This window comes from Klebsiella sp. 2680 (assembly GCF_900198535.1).
GTDB lineage: Bacteria > Pseudomonadota > Gammaproteobacteria > Enterobacterales > Enterobacteriaceae > Klebsiella > Klebsiella indica.
Genome location: NZ_FZNJ01000006.1, coordinates 280,461 through 298,688, shown reverse-complemented (window position 1 = coordinate 298,688; position 18,228 = coordinate 280,461). Strand labels below are relative to the sequence as shown.

Below are 18,228 nucleotides of genomic sequence, written 5' to 3'. Positions count from 1 at the left end.
GAAAAAGGTGCACTATTTTAGTGCATTATAGCTTTTTATAAATAAAAAGCTCATGAGATCAGCGTGTTGGTGGAGAAAAAAGCCCATCCTGAGATGGGCTGAAGTTTCCACGGCAACAAAACATCCCTGGTACTCCACGCCACAACACGGAACGCCAGGGATTTACAGCAAAATTAGACGCTGTAGTACAGTTCGAACTCAACCGGATGCGGAGTCATACGCACGCGGTCGTTTTCCCCAGTACGCAGCGCAATGTAAGCATCAATGGCGTCGTTAGTGAATACGCCACCGGCGGTCAGGAATTCACGGTCTGCGTCCAGCGCATTCAGTGCTTCTTCCAGAGAGCCTGCAACCTGTGGGATCTCGTTCGCTTCTTCTGGCGGCAGATCGTACAGGTTTTTGTCCATAGCTTCGCCCGGATGGATTTTGTTCTTGATTCCGTCAAGACCGGCCATCAGCAGAGCGGCAAAGCACAGATACGGGTTGGCTGCCGGATCCGGGAAACGAACTTCGATACGGCGCGCTTTCGGCGAGGTAACTACCGGAATACGGATAGACGCGGAGCGGTTACGGGCAGAGTAAGCCAGCATAACCGGCGCTTCGTAACCCGGGACCAGACGTTTGTAGGAGTTGGTTGTCGGGTTAGACAATGCGTTAATCGCTTTAGCGTGTTTGATAACGCCGCCAATGTAGTACAAGGCTTCTTCAGACAGGCCTGCGTATTTATCACCGGAGAACAGGTTTACGCCATTTTTAGACAGCGACATGTGGCAGTGCATACCGGAACCGTTATCGCCGAACATCGGTTTTGGCATAAAGGTGGCGGTTTTACCGAAGCGATGCGCGACGTTGTGCACAACGTATTTATAGATCTGAATTTCGTCCGCTTTTTTGGTCATGGTATTGAAGCGGGTAGCGATTTCGTTCTGACCGGCAGTCGCCACTTCGTGGTGATGAGCTTCAACAACCAGGCCCAGCTCTTCCAGAATCATACACATGGTAGAGCGGATATCCTGAGAAGAGTCTACGGGTGGAACCGGGAAGTAACCGCCTTTCACGCCAGGACGGTGACCTTTGTTGCCGCCTTCATATTTGGTGGCAGAGTTCCATGCGCCTTCGATATCATCAATAGCAACGTGGGAACCAGAGATGGACGCACCAAAACGGACGTCATCGAACAGGAAGAATTCTGGTTCTGGCCCGAACAGTACGGTGTCAGCAATGCCGGTGGAACGCAGATATTCTTCAGCACGCTTAGCAATGGAGCGCGGGTCGCGGTCATAGCCTTGCAGGGTGCCTGGTTCCAGGATGTCGCAACGGAGGATCAGGGTCGGTTCTTCATAGAACGGGTCGATCAGCGCGGTGGTCGCATCCGGCATCAGAACCATGTCGGATTCGTTAATACCTTTCCAGCCGCCAATCGAGGAGCCATCAAACATTTTGCCTTCTTCGAAGAATTCGGCATTTACTTGATGAGAAGGAATAGTAACGTGCTGTTCTTTACCTTTGGTATCGGTGAAGCGGAGATCGACAAACTTCACTTCATGCTCGTTCAGCATCGTCAAAACGTGTTCAGCGGACATACTTAAACTCTCCCGGATTGGTCATTGTCGTCGTGGAAACGAAACTTTCTAACTACTTAAAAGTGGCGTTGTTGCCTTAAAATATACAAAGCGAAATCTGTGCCAACTTTTAAATTGCCCCCAAAAGGCGTTATCATGCACATCATCGTGCAAAAGGGTTGCACCAAAATGAATGCATTGCACCAATATAGTGCTTTTACGTGAGCGTGAAGCACTTTTTTGGTGCAAAATAATTTTAATAACCCTTTTAACGCTCCGTGAAAGCGATCACAAAGAATCTCTGCAATACTTGTTTGCGGAGGATGTTTGTGATCCTGTTTTGTAGCGCGATTAATCCGTGTACAATAACGCGCTATTTCTAATGCCTGAGGCAAAGTTGTGATCGAAAATCTGCGTAATATCGCCATCATCGCGCACGTCGACCATGGTAAAACTACCCTGGTTGATAAGCTGCTACAGCAATCCGGTACGTTCGACGCGCGTACTGAAGCACAAGAACGAGTGATGGACTCCAACGATTTGGAGAAAGAGCGTGGGATTACTATCCTCGCTAAAAACACCGCTATCAAATGGAATGATTACCGTATCAACATCGTTGATACCCCTGGGCACGCCGACTTCGGTGGTGAAGTTGAACGTGTTATGTCCATGGTGGATTCTGTGCTGCTGGTGGTTGACGCCTTTGATGGCCCGATGCCGCAGACGCGCTTCGTCACCAAGAAAGCTTTTGCCTACGGTCTGAAGCCGATTGTTGTTATCAACAAAGTTGACCGTCCTGGCGCGCGTCCGGACTGGGTTGTCGATCAGGTATTCGACCTGTTCGTTAACCTCGACGCAACCGACGAACAGCTGGATTTCCCTATCGTTTACGCGTCGGCGCTGAACGGTATCGCCGGTCTGGATCACGAAGATATGGCGGAAGACATGACTCCGCTGTATCAGGCGATCGTTGATCACGTACCGGCGCCGGACGTTGACCTGGATGGCCCGCTGCAGATGCAAATCTCTCAGCTGGACTACAACAACTACGTTGGCGTTATCGGTATCGGCCGTATCAAACGCGGTAAAGTAAAACCGAACCAGCAGGTCACTATCATTGATAGCGAAGGTAAAACGCGTAACGGTAAAGTCGGTAAAGTTCTGACCCACCTGGGTCTGGAGCGTATTGACAGCGACCTTGCGGAAGCAGGCGACATCATCGCGATTACTGGTCTGGGCGAACTGAACATCTCCGACACCATCTGCGATACGCAGAATGTTGAAGCGCTGCCGGCGCTGTCTGTTGATGAGCCGACTGTTTCTATGTTCTTCTGTGTTAACACCTCTCCGTTCTGCGGTAAAGAAGGTAAGTACGTGACCTCGCGTCAGATTCTTGACCGTCTGAATAAAGAGCTGGTACACAACGTTGCGCTGCGCGTTGAAGAAACTCCGGATGCAGACGCATTCCGCGTTTCTGGTCGTGGTGAGCTGCACCTGTCTGTGCTTATTGAAAACATGCGTCGTGAAGGTTTCGAAATGGCGGTTTCCCGCCCGAAAGTTATCTTCCGCGAAATCGATGGCCGCAAGCAGGAGCCGTTCGAAAACGTGACGCTGGACGTTGAAGAGCAGCACCAGGGGTCTGTGATGCAGGCACTGGGTGAGCGTAAAGGCGATCTGAAAAACATGAATCCGGATGGCAAAGGCCGCGTACGTCTTGACTACGTGATCCCAAGCCGTGGGCTTATCGGTTTCCGTTCAGAATTTATGACCATGACCTCCGGTACCGGTCTGCTGTACTCCACCTTCAGCCACTACGACGACGTTCGTCCGGGTGATGTGGGCCAGCGTCAGAACGGTGTACTGATCTCCAACGGTCAGGGTAAAGCCGTCGCGTTCGCCCTGTTCAGCCTGCAGGATCGCGGTAAGCTGTTCCTCGGCCACGGTGCAGAAGTTTACGAAGGCCAGATTATCGGTATTCACAGCCGTTCTAACGACCTGACGGTAAACTGCCTGACCGGTAAGAAACTGACTAACATGCGTGCGTCCGGTACTGACGAAGCAACAGTTCTGGTTCCGCCGGTTAAGATGACCCTGGAGCAGGCTCTGGAGTTCATTGATGATGACGAACTGGTGGAAGTGACCCCAACTTCTGTCCGTATCCGTAAACGTCATCTGACCGAGAACGACCGTAAACGCGCTATGCGTGGGGCGAAAGAAGAGTAATTAAACGGATTGTTGCCAAAGCCGCTGATAATCAGCGGCTTTTTTATGGGTTTTAGGTATGGCGATTAGCGTTTATGTTATAGGGACTAATTATATCGTATCAGGGGCGTTACCTGTTTCTTCACTGTGACTATTTGACGTAATTATTTTATGCAGTTTTTACTGCGGGGTTAACGTATTGTTTGTCACCAGGTTTACGCAATACGGTATTCGTAAATCATTTTACACTACTACGCTATTGATTATTTGAGGTGGTTTCAGCGAAAGACCAGGATAAATACGGGTAAACCTATGAGTGAGATTTATTATTGAAACAAGGGCTCAGAGAACCCTTGTTGATAATTTTTCTTTTTTTATCAGAAAGAATATTTTACACCCACACGATAACGTGTTTGTCTTTCATCTGTGGTTTTACTGCCAGAGACATTACCGATTGCCATATAAGGCGACCAGTTCTTGTCGAGTTTATAGGTTAGTTTGAAATCATGAGTCCAGTCATAGCTTTCATTATTCGCTAACACTACGCCTGCAGAGTTTGCTTTTTTATAGTCCAGCTCATAGTCAAGTTGATAATCTTTCAGAAATTTCCATGAAATAACGCTGGTCAGGTTATAACCATTTTCTGATGTATCTTTGGATGTTCCTATATTTCCTGAATTACGCTTGTAGTAGGGGCGATAACGTAGAGATGCGCTGATATCGTCACTTAAATTAGCTTTGCCACGGAGATAAGGACGATAATTGTTTGACGATGAACTGGTATCTAGTGAGAACCCGGGCTCAATCTGGAATGTTTTATTAATTTTATAGACATAGCTTGCCACGACTTCGGTGCCATTACTGACGGTTTCATCAAAGGCTTTATCTTTATCCTGCGAACCTTTCCATTTACCTTCCAGTGACAATCCAAATCCATTAGCAAAACGGTGTGACATCAATAATCGATCTTTATGATTATTACCGCCGCTATCGTTCATTTCGTGACGATAATCGAAGGTAACGGCATGTGCAGCAATACTCATGAAGGGTACAGTAAATAATAGTAATGAGCGCAACATAGAAGCCTCTACTTTTATAGTCCAAAGGTATGATAAGATCTTCACTGGTCAGCAGTGTGATCGATAAAATAATTTGGCGTGTGGTGCCGGGTGCCTCCCGGTGAATTGGGCGCTGATTTTCCAATTCGTCCATAAAAACGAAACTTCATAGAGGATTATCTCATGTCAGCATGACCCCGCCGCTTAGGGGGATTCACCACACATAATTCTTTTTGTAAGACTTATCATAATTCAAAATTATCATGGAATGTACTTTTACATAAAATGAAATACTGTTTTGAGACTTGGATCTGACTATTGAAATATATTGAAATTATTTTAATATATATCATATAAAGATAATCCTAATAATTAATTCGATTAAAATCATGTAGTTATAATTTAAATTTGATTTTTTCATCTTCTTTTGGCGTCAAAAGCAAAGATATGTAATAGTTATCAGATAAGTTTATTCCTAAATGAAAACAACATCTGATGATAGATATGCCGTAAACTTGGACGACGATATCCTTGGGGAGAGGGTGGCACCATTTGTGGCTAAACGAAATGCTGTAGGCTGGGCAATAACATGATCGTAATCTCAGGACTATCAATATGACTATCTATGGAAAGGATTGTTTTTTCATCTATGGAATAGAGAAAATTCTGAAGCAGTTACGCCATGAACAAAACGTTAGCGTAAGCGCAGATTGGCCATATGTGTATTGCACCGCTGGAATGGATATTCAGGAGACGTATTCTCTGTTCTTCACCACAACGCCGATGCACTACTCAGTATTTATCACTTCGGAGCGGTATTTTGATTCTATCAATCGCCTTTTCCCGGGGTTGGTGAAGTTGTGCCTCCCGGAAAGAGTGAAAGTGGCAGAACTGAAGCAGGCTTTGTGGGTGATGTGCTTATTATCTGCACAAAATCAAAAATCAAGTTATCTTCCTGATACGTTTAAATTTACCAACGCGGAACACCAAATTATGAAGCTTATCATGCGTGGGCACTCGCTGGATGATATTGCCCAAATCCGCGGCGTCAGTCCTACAACAATAAGCGTTCAACGCAACGGCCTGATGAAACGTACGGGAACGAAAAGCCTTCAGGAGTTATGTTCTGTCTATGCCGCGATGCGTACCAACTAATCATACTGTTCAGCATGCGACTGGTTATCAGGATCAGCGGTTTGTGAAATGACGTTAAAGGTCTGTTCGCAGAGAGAGAATGCGCTTAAGGCAGCTAAATATCCGACCGAATCGTGAAATGTTATGGCCTCAACAGGCCCGATATTGCTCGGGCTTGTTGGTACGGGGGAATTTACTCGATATTCTGAATCTGCTCGCGCATCTGCTCGATCAACACTTTCAGCTCAATGGCAGAATTGGTCACTTCGGCATTAATTGATTTAGACGCCAGCGTGTTCGACTCGCGGTTGAACTCTTGCATCATAAAGTCGAGACGGCGCCCGACCGCTTCTTTCTTCTTCAGGATATTCCAGGTCTCTTTCACGTGCGCTTCCAGGCGATCCAACTCTTCGGCGACATCAATACGCTGTGCCATCAGTACCAGCTCTTGTTCCAGGCGGTTGTTTTCCAGTTGTACTTCCGCATCTTCCAGCCTGGCGACCAGACGATCCCGCTGCCATTGCAGTATTTCTGGCATATGGGCGCGTACTTTAGCGACTTCAGCCGTCACGCCTTCCAGACGCTGTTCGATAAGCGCTTTCAGCGCCTGGCCCTCGGTTTCCCGCGCGACGATAAAATCATCCAGCGCGCCATTGAGTGCGTTGAGGATTTCGGCAGTAATCGCGTCCAGATCCTGTTCATGGGCAGACATGACGCCTGGCCAGCGCAGGATATCGACCGGATTGATCTCGCCTTCATCGCTCTGCATTTTTACCCAGTTGGCGGCGTTAACCAGCTGCTTTGCCAGTTTTTCGTTCAGAATCAGCTCGCCCTGGGCGCTCGGATCCTGCTCAAAACGCAGAGTACACTCGACTTTGCCGCGGGTCAGACGGGCGCGAATACGCTCGCGCACCACAGGCTCCAGGCTACGGAACTGCTCCGGCAGACGGAAATAAGTTTCCAGATATCGTTGGTTTACCGAGCGCAGTTCCCACGCGGCGCTACCCCATTCACCCTTGATTTCACGCCGGGCATAGGCGGTCATACTGCGGATCATAGACGTTCCTGTTTTTTAACGGAGAGTGAGGGGATTATAGCTTTCGAGGCCTGATGAGGATAGGAATAAGCATGTATTATCCGTATAATGCGCAGCCACATTCGTTTCAAGCCGGAGAATATTATGCGTCCAGCAGGCCGTAGCGCTAATCAAGTACGCCCAGTCACCCTGACCCGTAACTATACGAAACACGCTGAAGGCTCCGTGCTGGTCGAATTTGGTGATACCAAAGTGCTGTGCACCGCCTCTATTGATGAAGGTGTACCGCGTTTTCTGAAAGGCCAGGGCCAGGGCTGGATCACCGCGGAATATGGCATGCTGCCGCGCGCTACCCACACGCGCAACGCCCGTGAAGCGGCGAAAGGCAAGCAGGGTGGCCGTACAATGGAAATCCAGCGCCTGATCGCCCGCGCACTGCGTGCAGCGGTTGATCTGAAAGCACTGGGTGAATTCACCATTACGCTGGACTGCGACGTACTGCAGGCCGACGGCGGTACGCGCACGGCGTCTATTACCGGTGCCTGTGTGGCGCTGGCTGATGCGCTGAATCGGCTGGTCGCCGCCGGTAAGCTGAAAACCAACCCGATGAAGGGCATGGTTGCGGCGGTATCGGTGGGTATCGTCAATGGCGAAGCGATTTGTGATCTGGAATATATTGAAGATTCTGCAGCGGAAACCGATATGAATGTGGTGATGACAGAAGATGGCCGCATCATTGAAGTGCAGGGCACGGCGGAAGGCGAACCGTTCACGCATGAAGAGCTTCTCACCCTTCTGGCACTGGCCCGAGGGGGGATTGAATCCATTGTCGCGACACAGAAAGCGGCGTTAGAGAACTAGTTTTTAAAGCGACTGAAAAGTCGCTTTTTTTTGTCCATCAAAAAGCAAGATGAGGAGCGAATCCATGAAACCGTATCAGCGCCAGTTTATTGAATTTGCGCTTAACAAGCAGGTCCTTAAATTTGGCGAATTTACGCTGAAATCCGGGCGTAAAAGCCCCTATTTCTTCAACGCCGGCCTGTTTAATACCGGGCGCGATCTGGCACTGTTAGGGCGTTTTTATGCCGAAGCGCTGATGGACGCCGGGATTGATTTTGATCTGCTGTTCGGCCCTGCCTACAAAGGTATTCCGATTGCCACCACCACGGCGGTTGCGCTGGCTGAACACCATGACCGCGATCTGCCATACTGCTTTAACCGGAAAGAGGCCAAAACCCACGGCGAAGGCGGTAATCTGGTCGGAAGCCCTCTGCAGGGCCGCGTAATGCTGGTGGATGACGTTATAACCGCAGGCACCGCTATACGTGAGTCAATGGAGATTATTCAGGCCAACGGCGCCGAATTAGCCGGGGTGCTGATTTCTCTCGACCGTCAGGAACGCGGACGCGGCGATATCTCTGCGATTCAGGAAGTTGAACGTGACTACGGCTGCAAAGTGATTTCCATCGTGGCCCTGAAAGACCTGATTAGCTATCTGGAAGAAAAACCGGAAATGGCCGAACACCTGGCATCGGTTCGCGCCTATCGTGAGGCGTACGGAGTATAAGCATCGTCCCGGCAGGATAATCCCTGTCGGGATTCATCACAGTTTTGCCATACGCATACAGCGAACAGACAGCAGTGCCGCCAGCGATAGACAGGCGATGACGTGCTTATCGTTTATGCGCGGGGAGTGCGGCATTCCGGCAGTGAAAGGGTGTTGCCAGTGGCGTTTTGTTGTCAGGAACAAGAAACGATAAAAAGATATTTTGTGAGGGAGCGTGTCGGGAACCTCACTGGTGTGATGACTTGACATTCAAGATGAACATGCAGCCTTTTGGGCTGCATAGTGGGGTTACTGCAACTGGGCGGCGACCAACGGCCAACGCGCCTCGAAATCGTCCGTCGGGCGATATTTAAACTCGCTGCGTACAAAGCGAGACAACATCCCTTCGCAGAAGGCCAGCAGCTGGCTGGCCAGCAGAGCTTCATCGACGGTATAGCCTTCGCCTTCACGCATTTTCTTTTCACGCATGACCTGACGCAACTGTACTTCAATGCGCTCGAACAACTGATTGATGCGCCCCTGAAGCCGATCCTGTTCAAACATCAGCGCATGGCCAGTCAGAATCCTCGTGAGCCCCGGATTACGTTCGCCAAACCCAAGAATCAGCAGAACAATCAGGCGCAGGCGCGATGAGGTATCTTTTTCATCTTTTAAAATTAAATTGATGCGCGTAATCAGACTGTCCTCGATAAACTCGATCAGGCTGTCAAACATGCGGGTTTTGCTGGGAAAATGCCGATACAGAGCTGCTTCGGACACGCCAACAGACGCCGCCAGTTTTGCTGTGGTGATGCGTTGACTCCCGTCGCTGGATTCAAGCATTAACGCCAGAGATTGCAGTATTTCTTCGCGACGATTCCTTTTCGCAGTTTGTTTTTCTGCCATGTTTTAAAATACCCCTGAAAAAAGCACTTGCCAGGCAGGCATCCACAAAGCGACCGCAAGCTGTTGCCTGCGGTGATGTTATTGCATTATTTCGCATTTGGAATGCAGGTTGCACGTCATTCTTCAGACCGCCCTCCGCGGGCGTTATCCCGGAATGATTTTGTGTATCACAGGGCTTATTTACGCCCGGAGTGACCGAAACCACCTTCGCCACGATCGGTGGCGTCAAACTCTTCCACCAGGTTGAATTCCGCCTGTACAACAGGCACAAACACCATTTGCGCGATACGCTCGCCAGGTTCGATAGTGAAACGCTGCGGGCTACGGTTCCAGACGGAAACCATCAGTTGACCCTGGTAATCAGAATCGATAAGTCCCACCAGATTGCCCAGCACTACGCCGTGCTTATGGCCCAGCCCCGAACGCGGCAGAATCACCGCAGCCAGAGACGGATCGGCAATATGAATCGCAAGGCCGGTCGGTATAAGCGTGGTTGCGCCGGGAGCCAGCTCTACGGCGTCATCGAGACAGGCTCGCAGGTCAAGCCCGGCGGAACCGGAGGTGGCATAGGTTGGCAGCGGAAATTGCTGACCAACACGCGGGTCCAGAATCTTAACGTCGATTTTTTTCATCATAACGGGTAACGATCTCGTCGAGTAATAATTGGCCAAGGAGTGCCTTTCGCTCAAGTGGTAAGCGCTTATCTCCCTCCTGCCAGAAAAGGTGTAATGCATTGCTGTCGCTGTTAAATCCCTGATTTGGCTGTGAAACGTCATTGGCGCAAATCAGATCGAGATTTTTGCGGGCGCGTTTTTGCCGGGCGTATTCTTCCACATTATTCGTTTCGGCGGCAAACCCAACGACGTAAGGACGGTTAGCCTCAAGCGCCGCGACCCCGGCGACGATATCCGGATTTTTAACCATTTTTATGGTTAATTCATCACCTTGTTTTTTGATTTTTTCATCGGCAACAGCGGCCGCACGGTAGTCAGCGACGGCCGCACAGCCAATAAAAATGTGCTGCTGCTGCGCAGCGCTTTGCACGGCGGCTTCCATTTCCAGCGCGGTGGTGACATCAACCCTCTGCACAAACGGCGGCGTAGCGAGCGAAACCGGGCCGCTAATCAGCGTCACGTTCGCGCCACGGCGCGCGGCCGCGGCGGCGATAGCGAAACCCATCTTACCAGAGCTGTGGTTAGTGATATAACGCACCGGATCGAGCGGTTCGCGTGTCGGCCCCGCGGTAATCATGATGTTGAGATGTTGCAAATCTTTGACAGCAGAGAAATGTTGCGCGGTCATATCGACGATCGTCAACGGGTCCAGCATGCGTCCTGGACCAATATCGCCGCAGGCCTGACTGCCGCTATCCGGGCCCCAGACCAGCAGACCGCGTGAAGCAATCACGGCAAGATTATGCTGGGTGGCGGCGGCGCGATACATCTGCTGGTTCATGGCGGGCAGGACCGCGACCGGCGATGGCGTGGCGAGACAAATTGTGGAGACAAGGTCATTGGCCATGCCTGCGGCAATGCGGGCAATTAAATCGGCCGTAGCGGGCGCGAGAATCACCAGATCGGCCCATTTCCCCAGTTCAATATGACCCATTGCCGCTTCGGCGGCCGTGTCGAGCAGACTATCGGAAACCGGATAACCGGATACCGCCTGTAGGCTCAGCGGCGTAATGAAGGCTTTTGCGGCTTCCGTCATGGCGACGCGTACATCAGCACCGCGGTCACGCAGGCGGCGTACCAGCTCCGGCGTTTTATAAGCAGCAATACCGCCGCTCACGCCAAGAACGATCTTTTTACCAGCCAGACTCATCATGATTTTTTCCTGTAGCGGTACACCAGAATTCGCGCATCTTATCACAATCTGATTGACATCGTGTGACCTGCGGATCTCCCCTTTGCGAGGCGTTAAGCAGGGATAAAATTTGCGTATCGGCAGGGCTATGGCGCTGTGTCAGGATAGCACGGATTGAAAAGGAGAGTCCGCCATGGATATACAGAAGCCCCTGATGCCGAGGGAAAAGATGCAGCGCTACGGTATTGAAGTTCTGTCGGATATTGAGCTGCTGGCACTGTTTTTACGCACCGGAACGCGAAAGCAGGATGTCATGGCGTTTTCCCACGATTTATTGCAGCGGTTTGGTTCGCTATACGGTCTGCTGTCGGCGGAAAAAGCACAGCTTGATGAGGTTGACGGGATTGGCCTGGCGAAATATGCGCAGCTTAAAGGCATTGCTGAACTGGCGCGGCGCTATTTTAGTCTGCGGATGACAGAAGAACCGGCGTTGGTCAGTCCGTCAATGACACGGGAATTTCTGCAAAGTCAGTTGGCTGATGAACAACGCGAGATCTTTATGGTGATCTTTTTAGACAATCAGAACCGGGTATTGAAACATAGCCGACTTTTTTCTGGTACCCTTAGCCACGTTGAGGTACATCCGCGAGAAATCGTACGCGAAGCCATCAAAGTGAACGCCGCCGCGGTGATTCTGGCGCATAATCATCCATCCGGTAGTCCTGAGCCGAGTAAGGCAGACAGGTTGATTACCGAGAGAGTGATAAGATGTTGTGTATTCATGGACATACGAGTTCTTGATCACCTTGTTATCGGCCGCGGAGCGTACGTATCTTTTGCTGAGCGCGGCTGGATTTAACCCCGATCACGCGATCCATTGGGATCTTTGTCTGTTCGGGACTTGAGCGCATCGCCGAGTCAGCGTATACTACGCCACCTTTGAGAATCTCGGGTTTGGCATTTGGGCCTGGCAATCGAGAGTTCGCTTAGAACTGCGATGACCGGGCTGTAAAGCCTGACGAGGCGCCAATACCCCATACGAAGCTCGAGCTAATTTGATTTTTGGAGAATAGACATGTCCCGAGTCTGCCAAGTTACTGGCAAGCGTCCGGTGACCGGTAACAACCGTTCCCACGCACTGAACGCGACTAAACGCCGTTTCCTGCCAAACCTGCACTCTCACCGTTTTTGGGTTGAGAGCGAGAAGCGTTTTGTCACCCTGCGCGTATCTGCTAAAGGTATGCGTGTTATTGATAAGAAAGGCATTGATACAGTTCTGTCTGAACTGCGTGCCCGTGGCGAAAAGTACTAAGTACTTAGAGGAAATACATCATGGCTAAAGGTATTCGTGAGAAAATCAAGCTGGTTTCTTCTGCTGGTACTGGTCACTTCTATACCACCACGAAGAACAAACGTACTAAGCCGGAAAAACTGGAACTGAAAAAATTCGATCCAGTTGTCCGTCAGCACGTTGTATACAAAGAAGCTAAAATCAAATAATTTTGGTTTCAATGTAATGAAAACCTCGCTTCGGCGGGGTTTTTCATTTTTGCTTGATACCAATCTTCTGCTGCCAGACGCATCAATCCTTCCTGTTATCTATTCCCCAGAGATGTCATCCGCTCGCGTGAGTTTCAGGCCGGTTACATGATAATTGCCCTGAACCTTGTCGCTGAAAGCGGTAAGATAGCGTCTCTTTTCGCTTGTTTCGAGAGATGAATGCCTGAATTACCTGAAGTAGAAACCAGTCGCCGCGGCATTGAACCGCATCTGGTTGGCGCGACTATCCTGCACGCTGTTGTGCGCAACGGCCGTTTACGCTGGCCGGTTTCCGAAGAGATCTATCGCCTGAGCGACGTCCCGGTTCTCAGCGTGCGTCGCCGCGCCAAATATCTGCTGCTGGAGCTGCCCGACGGCTGGATTATTGTCCACCTTGGCATGTCGGGAAGTTTGCGCATCCTGAGCGAAGAGCTGCCCGCAGAGAAGCACGATCACGTTGACCTGGTCATCAGCAACGGTAAGATTCTGCGCTACACCGATCCGCGCCGCTTTGGCGCCTGGCTGTGGGCGAAAACGCTGGAAGGCCATCCGGCGCTGGCCCATCTTGGGCCGGAGCCGTTAAGCGATGAGTTCAACGCCGACTATCTTCAGCGGAAGTGCGCGAAGAAGAAAACCGCGATTAAGCCCTGGCTGATGGATAACAAGCTGGTGGTCGGCGTCGGCAATATCTACGCCAGCGAATCGCTGTTCTCGGCGGGTATTCACCCCGATCGGCTGGCTTCCTCACTTTCTCGCGAAGAGTGCGAGCAGCTGGTGAAGGTGATCAAACTGGTGTTGCTGCGCTCAATCGAACAGGGCGGGACGACGCTGAAGGATTTTCTACAAAGCGACGGCAAGCCCGGCTATTTTGCTCAGGAGCTACAGGTGTATGGCCGCAAGGGTGAACCCTGCCGCATTTGCGGAACGCCGATTATCGGCAGCAAACACGCCCAGCGGGCGACGTTTTATTGTCGCCAGTGCCAGAAGTAAGGCGCAGCGTAAGCGGAGAGATGCGGGTTTAACGCTGTAATATCGCGCCCGGATACCCCAACTGGCGCCAGGCCTCATACACCACGACCGACACCGCGTTTGACAGATTCATGCTGCGGCTGTCCGGCATCATTGGAATGCGGATTTTTTGCGTCGACGGCAGGGCATCAAGAATGCTGGCCGGCAGGCCGCGGGTTTCCGGGCCAAACATCAGATAATCGCCATCCTGATAGCTTACCGCGCTGTGGGCCGGGGTGCCTTTGGTGGTCAGGGCGAACAGACGCGGCGGTTTTGCGCTTTCCATAAAGGCGGCGTAATCGCGATGGCGCTGGACGGCGGCGAATTCGTGATAATCCAGCCCGGCGCGGCGCAAACGCTTATCGTCCCAGGCAAATCCCGTTGGTTCGATGATATGCAGATTGAAGCCGGTGTTAGCGCACAGGCGGATGATATTCCCGGTGTTAGGCGGTATTTCTGGTTCGAATAAGACGATGTTAAGCATGCTGCCCTCTTGAGCCTATCCCATTAGGCTATTTTATTTGCCATCCTGAACCTGGGCAGTGCTCACAATCCTCACGTACTACGTGTACGCTCCGGTTGTTCCGCGCTGTCCGTGTCCAGATTGGCTGCAACAATGTACGCCTACTGGGATAGGCTCATTACGTTGCGGCAGGCAGAATAGCAGATATTCGGCAAACCCTCACCCCGCCCCTCACCCTGAAAGGAAGAGGGAGAAAACCGGAGTTAATTTACTGCCGGATGATTCCCTCTCCAGTGGGAGAGGGTGAGGGGAAACGATCGCCGATTACGCCGCATTTCCCGCCTTGATGACATCAAAGGTTCGCAGTGCATCGGCATTTTGCACCAGCGAGTCGCGACTGATTTCACCGATGGTTTTTGCGCCGGTCAGGGTCATCGCTACCTTCATCTCTTTCTCAATCAGGTTCAGCAGATTCGCCACCCCTTGCTTGCCGTGGGTCGCCAGTGCATACAGATAGGCGCGGCCCAGCAGCACGCTGTCGGCACCGAGGGCAATCATGCGTACCACATCAAGGCCGTTGCGAATGCCGCTATCGGCGAGAATAGTGATATCGCCTTTCACCGCATCGGCGATAGCGGGCAGGGCACGGGCGGAAGAGAGCACACCATCAAGCTGGCGGCCACCGTGATTAGAGACCACGATCCCGTCAGCGCCGAAACGCACCGCATCACGCGCATCTTCCGGGTCAAGGATCCCCTTGATCACCATTGGCCCTTCCCAGAACTCACGGATCCACTCAAGGTCCTGCCAGGAAATCGATGGATCGAAGTTATTGGCCAGCCAGCCAATGTAATCTTCAAGGCCGGTCGGTTTGCCGAGATACGCGGAGATATTGCCCAAATCGTGCGGGCGACCGTTTAGCCCGACATCCCAGGCCCACTGCGGATGGGTTACTGCTTGCCAGTAGCGGCGCATTGCCGCGTTCGGGCCGCTCATCCCCGAGTGCGCATCGCGATAGCGTGCGCCGGGCGTCGGCATATCAACGGTAAAGACCAGCGTTGAACAGCCAGCCGCTTTGGCGCGCTCCAGCGCGTTGCGCATAAAACCGCGATCGCGCAGGACGTATAGCTGGAACCACATCGGGCGCTTAAGGGTCGGAGCGACTTCCTCAATCGGGCAGACGGAAACGGTGGAGAGGGTAAACGGGATACCTTTGTCATCCGCCGCGCCCGCGGCCTGCACTTCGCCACGCCGCGCGTACATGCCGCACAGGCCGACCGGAGCCAGCGCCGTCGGCATCGCGAGTTTTTCATTAAACAGCGTGGTTTCCAGACTGAGATCCGACATGTTTCTCAGGATCCGCTGACGCAGGGCGACATCGGACAGGTCTTCAACGTTGCGTCGTAGCGTGTGCTCAGCGTAGGCGCCGCCGTCGATATAGTGGAACAGAAACGGCGGCAGGATACGTTGTGCGGCGGCGCGATAGTCGCTGGCGGCGGAAATAATCATCACGAGTTCTCCCTGGTATTTTCGTTATGGTCGCCGGGCAGGCGGGTAATTCGCGCCTGGCGGGCCTGGTCTTCATCAAAGCGTTTGATCGTGGCGTGGACAAAACCCAAATGGGCCATCATCGCCTGTCTGGCACCTTCGGGATCACCGGCGATAATCGCCTCCATGACCGCCTGATGCTGCTCGGTCAGGCGAGCGAAGACCGGCGGAACGAGATACATCCGCTGGCGGCTCTCCTTGACTGAGGATTGTAAAAGGTCGAAAAAACCGCGCATGGTTTGCAGCAGCACCACGTTGTGTGAGGCTTCGGCAATCGCCAGATGAAAGCGGACGTCGGCCTGCGAGGCCAGGTCCGGATCGTCACTTTGGGTCGCTTCAAAGCAGAGGCGGATTTTCTCTTTTTCAGCATCGGTTGCCCGCATCGCCGCATGCCAGGCGGTGCTGGCTTCGATCGCGTGGCGGGCTTCGAGGATATCGAAACTGTAATCGGGGTCATCGGAGAGTAGCGTCTTCAGCGGCTGAATAATATTTTGCGCCGACCACGCTTCGTGCTGCCAGCGGACGAAGGTGCCGCCGCCGCGACGGCTAAGCAGCACCCCTTCGTTGACTAACATCGCCAGCGCTTCGCGCAGTGAGTTGCGCGATACGCCAAGCTGCATCGCCAGCTGACGCTCGGCGGGCAAGCGCATGCCCGCTTCCAGGTTTTGTTCTTCTATCAGCGCCCGTACACGACGAGCCACGTCGTCGGCAAGGCGTTTCGGCATCACTATCACGGGATCATCCAGGTTAAGACATATGCCTGCAGCGTGGTGATCACGCCGACCATACAGGTGAAAATCAGACTGTGTTTCACGGTAAAGCGGAACAGATCGGACTCCTTACCCACCAGGCCGACCGCTGCACAAGCGATGGCGATAGACTGTGGCGAGATCATCTTACCGGTTACGCCGCCGGTGGTGTTAGCGGCGACCAGCAGGATATCGGAGACGCCGATCTGCTGTGCTGCCGTCGCCTGTAATGCGGCAAACAGCGCGTTAGATGAGGTATCCGAACCGGTCAGGAATACCCCCAGCCAGCCGAGGAACGGCGAGAAGAAGGTAAACGCGTGACCGGTATGCGCCAGCGCCAGCGCTAATGTTGAGGATAGCCCGGAATAGTTAGAAATAAAGGCGAATGCCAGCACCATGCCGATGGAGTAAATCGGTAGCGCCAGCTCTTTCAGTGTGCTGCCGAAGGTCGACAGCGCGTCTTTCGGCTTCATACGCAGCCAGACGATAGAAAGCAGGGCGGCGAACAGAATGGCGGTGCCGGTGGCGGAGAGCCAGTCAAACTTATAGATCGCGGCATACGGCGTGGCTTCGCTGACTACCGGAGGCATGCGAGCCACCATCTTGTCGAGGAACGGCACGGAAATATTGATGACAAAATCGTACATCGCGCCGCCCGGGGCGAACAGCGCCTTGAACGGCGGCACGCTCCACAAGGTCACCGTGGCGGTCAGGAACAGGAACGGCGACCAGGCGCGAATCACCTGCCCGGACGTATAGCGAGTGTGCGTCAGGTTCATATCGACCTGCGAAGCGCCCATATCGCCAAAACGGAAGATGCGTACGGGTTTCCAGCGTTTGAGAAACAGCGTCAGACAAACCAGCGACACCAGGGAAGAGATAATGTCCGGCAGTTCCGGGCCGAGGAAGTTAGAGCTGAGGTACTGGGCGATAGCAAAGGAGCCGCCGGCGACGATTACCGCAGGCCAGGTCTCTTTAATGCCGCGCCAGCCGTCCATAATCGCCATGATCCAGAACAGCACGATAATGGTCAGGAACGGTAGCTGGCGGCCAACCATCTGGCCGATTTCGAAGCTGTCCAGCCCAGTAACCTGACCGGCAACCAGAATCGGAATGCCCATGGCGCCGAACGCCACCGGTGCGGTGTTGACGATCAGGCACAGGCCCGCCGCATACAGCGGATTAAAGCCAAGCCCGACCAGCAATGCCGCGGTAATCGCCACCGGCGCGCCGAAACCGGCCGCACCTTCAAGGAAGGCCCCAAAGGAGAAGCCGACGATCAGCATTTGCAGGCGCTGGTCCGGGGTAATCGACAAAATCGATGAGCGAATAATGTCGAACTGCCCGGTTTTCACCGAGATTTTGTAGACGAAAACCGCCGCGATAATAATCCATGCGATTGGCCACAGGCCGTAGAAGAAGCCGTAAACAACCGAGGCCAGCGCATGGTCGACCGGCATTTTGTAGAACAGCAGGGCGACAGACAACGCAATTAATACGGTCCAGGTTGCGGCGGCATATCCTTTCAGCTTGAGCTTAATCAGAGCAAAAAAGAAAAACAGAATCGGTAGTGATGCGATAAGACTTGATAGCCAGATATTTCCGGCCGGATCGTAATTTTGTTGCCAGAGGTTCATGCAGGTCTCCATTGGGCCGCCAGATGTGGTGCTG

General features: G+C 52.4%; 18 protein-coding genes. 8 read left to right on the top strand and 10 right to left on the bottom strand.

Features of this window, described 5'->3' with window-relative positions:
• Window positions 1-173 precede the first annotated feature (173 nt).
• A complete protein-coding gene (gene glnA / locus FN037_RS21975; RefSeq protein ID WP_138359648.1) occupies window positions 174-1,583 on the bottom strand; it encodes a glutamate--ammonia ligase in 1,410 nt (469 codons plus the stop codon).
• 378 nt (window positions 1,584-1,961) lie between these two features.
• Here glnA and typA point away from each other — a divergent pair, with 378 nt between their 5' ends.
• Window positions 1,962-3,785 carry a ribosome-dependent GTPase TypA gene (gene typA / locus FN037_RS21970; RefSeq protein WP_138359646.1) on the top strand — a complete coding sequence of 608 codons (1,824 nt, stop codon included), beginning with the start codon at window positions 1,962-1,964 and terminating at the stop codon, window positions 3,783-3,785.
• 356 nt (window positions 3,786-4,141) lie between these two features.
• Here typA and FN037_RS21965 read toward each other — a convergent pair whose 3' ends face one another.
• Window positions 4,142-4,843, bottom strand: a complete 702-nt coding sequence (locus FN037_RS21965) for an oligogalacturonate-specific porin KdgM family protein (RefSeq protein WP_138359644.1) — start codon at window positions 4,841-4,843, stop codon at window positions 4,142-4,144.
• A gap of 594 nt (window positions 4,844-5,437) precedes the next feature.
• On the opposite strand from FN037_RS21965, the gene FN037_RS21960 reads away from it, so the two are divergent.
• A complete protein-coding gene (locus FN037_RS21960) occupies window positions 5,438-5,977 on the top strand; it encodes a helix-turn-helix transcriptional regulator (protein WP_138359642.1) in 540 nt (179 codons plus the stop codon).
• Between the two features lie 172 nt (window positions 5,978-6,149).
• Here the strand turns inward: FN037_RS21960 and FN037_RS21955 are convergent, their stop codons facing one another.
• Complete coding sequence (locus FN037_RS21955; protein WP_138359640.1) at window positions 6,150-7,013, bottom strand: YicC/YloC family endoribonuclease; 864 nt, start codon at window positions 7,011-7,013, stop codon at window positions 6,150-6,152.
• 123 nt (window positions 7,014-7,136) lie between these two features.
• On the opposite strand from FN037_RS21955, the gene rph reads away from it, so the two are divergent.
• Together rph and pyrE are read left to right on the top strand one after the other, a co-directional pair.
• Window positions 7,137-7,853 carry a ribonuclease PH gene (gene rph / locus FN037_RS21950; protein WP_138359638.1) on the top strand — a complete coding sequence of 239 codons (717 nt, stop codon included), beginning with the start codon at window positions 7,137-7,139 and terminating at the stop codon, window positions 7,851-7,853.
• A 64-nt stretch (window positions 7,854-7,917) separates the two neighbouring features.
• The gene (gene pyrE, locus FN037_RS21945; RefSeq protein WP_138359636.1) at window positions 7,918-8,559 is read left to right on the top strand and encodes an orotate phosphoribosyltransferase; all 642 of its coding nucleotides are present in this window, start codon (window positions 7,918-7,920) and stop codon (window positions 8,557-8,559) included.
• Window positions 8,560-8,847: 288 nt separating this feature from the next.
• Here the strand turns inward: pyrE and slmA are convergent, their stop codons facing one another.
• The 3 genes from slmA to coaBC form a co-directional block, all read right to left on the bottom strand.
• Window positions 8,848-9,444, bottom strand: a complete 597-nt coding sequence (gene slmA / locus FN037_RS21940; protein ID WP_138359634.1) for a nucleoid occlusion factor SlmA — start codon at window positions 9,442-9,444, stop codon at window positions 8,848-8,850.
• A gap of 176 nt (window positions 9,445-9,620) precedes the next feature.
• Entirely contained in the window at window positions 9,621-10,079 is a 459-nt protein-coding gene (gene dut, locus FN037_RS21935; RefSeq protein ID WP_171034815.1) for a dUTP diphosphatase, read from the bottom strand.
• Window positions 10,057-11,268, bottom strand: coding sequence for a bifunctional phosphopantothenoylcysteine decarboxylase/phosphopantothenate--cysteine ligase CoaBC (gene coaBC / locus FN037_RS21930; protein WP_142503164.1), 1,212 nt, complete (start codon window positions 11,266-11,268; stop codon window positions 10,057-10,059). Before coaBC ends, dut begins: the two co-directional genes overlap by 23 nt.
• A 175-nt stretch (window positions 11,269-11,443) precedes the next feature.
• Between coaBC and radC the strand changes: the two genes are divergently transcribed.
• From radC to mutM, 4 genes are all read left to right on the top strand, one after another.
• The gene (gene radC / locus FN037_RS21925; RefSeq protein WP_138359632.1) at window positions 11,444-12,109 is read left to right on the top strand and encodes a RadC family protein; all 666 of its coding nucleotides are present in this window, start codon (window positions 11,444-11,446) and stop codon (window positions 12,107-12,109) included.
• 216 nt (window positions 12,110-12,325) lie between these two features.
• A complete protein-coding gene (rpmB, locus tag FN037_RS21920) occupies window positions 12,326-12,562 on the top strand; it encodes a 50S ribosomal protein L28 (protein ID WP_002436699.1) in 237 nt (78 codons plus the stop codon).
• 20 nt (window positions 12,563-12,582) lie between these two features.
• Window positions 12,583-12,750, top strand: a complete 168-nt coding sequence (gene rpmG, locus FN037_RS21915) for a 50S ribosomal protein L33 (protein ID WP_002436700.1) — start codon at window positions 12,583-12,585, stop codon at window positions 12,748-12,750.
• A 219-nt stretch (window positions 12,751-12,969) separates the two neighbouring features.
• Window positions 12,970-13,779, top strand: a complete 810-nt coding sequence (mutM, locus tag FN037_RS21910) for a bifunctional DNA-formamidopyrimidine glycosylase/DNA-(apurinic or apyrimidinic site) lyase (RefSeq protein ID WP_142503155.1) — start codon at window positions 12,970-12,972, stop codon at window positions 13,777-13,779.
• A 28-nt stretch (window positions 13,780-13,807) separates the two neighbouring features.
• Here the strand turns inward: mutM and trmL are convergent, their stop codons facing one another.
• The 4 genes from trmL to lldP all read right to left on the bottom strand — a co-directional run bounded on the left by trmL (window position 13,808) and on the right by lldP (window position 18,194).
• A complete protein-coding gene (gene trmL, locus FN037_RS21905; protein ID WP_138359628.1) occupies window positions 13,808-14,281 on the bottom strand; it encodes a tRNA (uridine(34)/cytosine(34)/5-carboxymethylaminomethyluridine(34)-2'-O)-methyltransferase TrmL in 474 nt (157 codons plus the stop codon).
• A gap of 303 nt (window positions 14,282-14,584) precedes the next feature.
• Window positions 14,585-15,769 carry an FMN-dependent L-lactate dehydrogenase LldD gene (lldD, locus tag FN037_RS21900; RefSeq protein WP_138359692.1) on the bottom strand — a complete coding sequence of 395 codons (1,185 nt, stop codon included), beginning with the start codon at window positions 15,767-15,769 and terminating at the stop codon, window positions 14,585-14,587.
• On the bottom strand, window positions 15,769-16,542 hold the full coding sequence (lldR, locus tag FN037_RS21895; protein WP_138359626.1) for a transcriptional regulator LldR: 774 nt from the start codon (window positions 16,540-16,542) through the stop codon (window positions 15,769-15,771). The genes lldD and lldR overlap by 1 nt, the downstream gene beginning before the upstream one ends.
• Window positions 16,539-18,194, bottom strand: a complete 1,656-nt coding sequence (gene lldP, locus FN037_RS21890; RefSeq protein WP_138359624.1) for an L-lactate permease — start codon at window positions 18,192-18,194, stop codon at window positions 16,539-16,541. Before lldP ends, lldR begins: the two co-directional genes overlap by 4 nt.
• Between the last annotated feature and the right edge of the window lie 34 nt (window positions 18,195-18,228).

Excerpts from the sequence above, each read along its gene's own strand:
- rpmG (WP_002436700.1), top strand. The coding sequence starts at position 12,583 with ATGGCTAAAGGTATTCGTGAGAAAATCAAGCTGGTTTCTTCTGCTGGT.
- slmA (WP_138359634.1), bottom strand. The coding sequence starts at position 9,444 with ATGGCAGAAAAACAAACTGCGAAAAGGAATCGTCGCGAAGAAATACTG.
- coaBC (WP_142503164.1), bottom strand. The coding sequence starts at position 11,268 with ATGAGTCTGGCTGGTAAAAAGATCGTTCTTGGCGTGAGCGGCGGTATT.
- mutM (WP_142503155.1), top strand. The coding sequence starts at position 12,970 with ATGCCTGAATTACCTGAAGTAGAAACCAGTCGCCGCGGCATTGAACCG.
- rpmB (WP_002436699.1), top strand. The coding sequence starts at position 12,326 with ATGTCCCGAGTCTGCCAAGTTACTGGCAAGCGTCCGGTGACCGGTAAC.
- pyrE (WP_138359636.1), top strand. The coding sequence starts at position 7,918 with ATGAAACCGTATCAGCGCCAGTTTATTGAATTTGCGCTTAACAAGCAG.
- radC (WP_138359632.1), top strand. The coding sequence starts at position 11,444 with ATGGATATACAGAAGCCCCTGATGCCGAGGGAAAAGATGCAGCGCTAC.
- dut (WP_171034815.1), bottom strand. The coding sequence starts at position 10,079 with ATGATGAAAAAAATCGACGTTAAGATTCTGGACCCGCGTGTTGGTCAG.
- glnA (WP_138359648.1), bottom strand. The coding sequence starts at position 1,583 with ATGTCCGCTGAACACGTTTTGACGATGCTGAACGAGCATGAAGTGAAG.
- rph (WP_138359638.1), top strand. The coding sequence starts at position 7,137 with ATGCGTCCAGCAGGCCGTAGCGCTAATCAAGTACGCCCAGTCACCCTG.
- FN037_RS21960 (WP_138359642.1), top strand. The coding sequence starts at position 5,438 with ATGACTATCTATGGAAAGGATTGTTTTTTCATCTATGGAATAGAGAAA.
- lldP (WP_138359624.1), bottom strand. The coding sequence starts at position 18,194 with ATGAACCTCTGGCAACAAAATTACGATCCGGCCGGAAATATCTGGCTA.
- trmL (WP_138359628.1), bottom strand. The coding sequence starts at position 14,281 with ATGCTTAACATCGTCTTATTCGAACCAGAAATACCGCCTAACACCGGG.
- lldD (WP_138359692.1), bottom strand. The coding sequence starts at position 15,769 with ATGATTATTTCCGCCGCCAGCGACTATCGCGCCGCCGCACAACGTATC.
- FN037_RS21955 (WP_138359640.1), bottom strand. The coding sequence starts at position 7,013 with ATGATCCGCAGTATGACCGCCTATGCCCGGCGTGAAATCAAGGGTGAA.
- FN037_RS21965 (WP_138359644.1), bottom strand. The coding sequence starts at position 4,843 with ATGTTGCGCTCATTACTATTATTTACTGTACCCTTCATGAGTATTGCT.